This is a genomic window from Mesorhizobium sp. B1-1-5, from assembly GCF_006443065.1.
Classification (GTDB): Bacteria; Pseudomonadota; Alphaproteobacteria; order Rhizobiales; family Rhizobiaceae; genus Mesorhizobium.
Genome location: NZ_VFWS01000268.1, coordinates 1 through 1,914, shown reverse-complemented (window position 1 = coordinate 1,914; position 1,914 = coordinate 1). Strand labels below are relative to the sequence as shown.

2 protein-coding genes and 2 pseudogenes are annotated in these 1,914 nt (G+C 65.0%); 3 read left to right on the top strand and 1 reads right to left on the bottom strand.

Going from position 1 to position 1,914, the window contains the following annotated elements; all coding sequences use genetic code 11:
* From FJ980_RS30265 to FJ980_RS35995, 3 genes and pseudogenes are all read left to right on the top strand, one after another.
* Positions 1-303 (top strand): annotated as a pseudogene (locus FJ980_RS30265) (ABC transporter ATP-binding protein); the annotation flags it as partial.
* A gap of 4 nt (positions 304-307) precedes the next feature.
* The gene (locus FJ980_RS30260) at positions 308-775 is read left to right on the top strand and encodes a GNAT family N-acetyltransferase (protein WP_140547270.1); all 468 of its coding nucleotides are present in this window, start codon (positions 308-310) and stop codon (positions 773-775) included.
* A gap of 2 nt (positions 776-777) precedes the next feature.
* A pseudogene (locus FJ980_RS35995) lies at positions 778-1,020 on the top strand (DUF6665 family protein); the annotation flags it as partial.
* Here the strand turns inward: FJ980_RS35995 and FJ980_RS30250 are convergent.
* The gene (locus tag FJ980_RS30250) at positions 992-1,876 is read right to left on the bottom strand and encodes an alpha/beta hydrolase (protein WP_140547269.1); all 885 of its coding nucleotides are present in this window, start codon (positions 1,874-1,876) and stop codon (positions 992-994) included. The pseudogene FJ980_RS35995 and the gene FJ980_RS30250 overlap by 29 nt on opposite strands.
* Between the last annotated feature and the right edge of the window lie 38 nt (positions 1,877-1,914).

Sequence of the window (1,914 nt, the reverse complement as noted above, 5' to 3'; positions counted from 1 at the left end):
GCGCCGATCCTGATCCTCGACGAGGCGACCTCCGCGCTCGATTCCGACATAGAAGCGGCGATCCAGGAGAACCTGACGCGGCTGATGGAAGGCAAGACGGTCATAGCCATCGCCCACCGGCTGTCGACGATCGCCGCGCTTGACCGCCTCGTCGTGCTCGACGGCGGCCGCATTGTCGAACAAGGCACGCATGATGAACTGGTGGCGCTCGACGGGCTCTACGCGCGGCTGTGGAAGCGTCAGTCCGGCGGCTTCCTCTATCATGAGGAAGCCGTGCTGGAAGAGACGCGGCCGGCGGAGTAGCGGCATGGGCGCGACGCATGAGACCGACTATCTGCTGAAACGGCTGCGGCCGACGACACCGGCCTTCGATGCGCTGATGGAAGAGAGCCGGCGGGAAGGCTACTGGATGCTGGTGCGGCTTCGCGACGGCTGGACAAGCGGCCGCAACAAGTTCCTGAAAAGAGGCGAGGCACTGTTCGGAGCATGGCACGGCGGCGAACTCGCCGGCGTGTGCGGGCTGAACATCGATCCCTATTTCGAGGGCAGGGACCATGGCCGGGTCCGGCATCTGTTCGTCGGCGCGCGCCATCGGCGCACCGGCCTTGGCCGCATGCTGGTTGAGACCGTTGTCGACAGGGCACGCCACTATTTCACCGTGCTCAACACCCGTGCGCCGCAGGAAGCCTTCGGCTTCTATGAGCGGCTTGGCTTCGCGCCGGTGGCGGGCGAAGAATTCGTCACGCACCGGATGATTTTCGCGAAAGGAGGTTGAAAATGTCCTTGCGCCCGCCGTCCCGTCTGACCAGTGCCTCGGCCGCCGAAGCCGCCTTCGACGCGCTCGGCCATGAAGTCCTTGCCGAGAAGGCGGCGGCGCTCGGCCGCGCCGGACAGCGCGTCGAAGAAACGCTGGCCCGGCTGCGCAACAATGGCGACGAGCAGTTGCGTCCCAGGCTGCTCAAGGAGGCGGCGGTGGCGGTGCATGGCTATTTCATTCAGCGCGAACTGTGCGGCCTTCGCTTGCCGCGCCGATCTCCCTGTGGAATCTCGCCAGGCGGCTGGCGAGCGCTTCGGGGTTCTCATCGGCGACGAAGTGCCCGCTGTCGGCAATGATGTCGCCCTCGACATTCGACAGCCCGGCGGCCCTAAGGCCCTCGACATAGTCGCCGATGTCGCCGGACTCGGCCGAGCCCCTGAGATACAGCACCGGAATCGCTGTTGGCGTCGCGGGCCGTGCAGCATTGGCTTTGGCATCTTCGGGGAAGGCGCGATACCAATCGAAACCGGCCTGGAGGCTTTCAGGCCGGGAATAGGCTCTCGCATAGATTTCCCTGGCCTGCGCCGGGATCGATGTCCGATCCTTCGAAAGCACATTGAAGAAGAAGTCGAAATAGGTGCTTTGGTGGCCGCGCACCAGCGTTTCCGGCAGCGCCGGGACGGCATGGAAGGCAAAGTGCCAGATCCGCGGATTGCGAATGACCTCTTCCCATGGCGCGACACCTGGAACAGCGACATTCATGATCGCCGCGCCGGAAAGGATCTCGGGATGGTCGCGCAGCAGGGCGAACACGATCTGGCCGCCGACATCGTGACCGGCCGCCACGAGGTGCCGCAGCCCGCAGGCCTCGGCAACGCCTCTCATCAGCCTCGCCAGGGTTCTCTTGTCGCCGGCCTCAGGCATGCCTTGCGAGCCGCCGATGCAGGGCAGGTCGGGTGCGACGACCCGGTAATCGGTAGCCAGCCGGCCGATCACCCCTTCGAACGCATAGGAGCTTTGCGGCCACCCATGCAGCAGCAGGAATGCAGGCGCTTCAGCCGGGCCTGCCTCGCGGATCGCTATGCTCAGCCCTTCGATTTCGATGTTCGAGGTTTGCATGTCCTGGCCCTGCCGGCTGCCTATGCCATAGATCTAGG

Bases quoted from the DNA above. Each gene is read 5' to 3' on its own strand.
- FJ980_RS30260 (WP_140547270.1), top strand. From the start codon at position 308: ATGGGCGCGACGCATGAGACCGACTATCTGCTGAAACGGCTGCGGCCG.
- FJ980_RS30250 (WP_140547269.1), bottom strand. From the start codon at position 1,876: ATGCAAACCTCGAACATCGAAATCGAAGGGCTGAGCATAGCGATCCGC.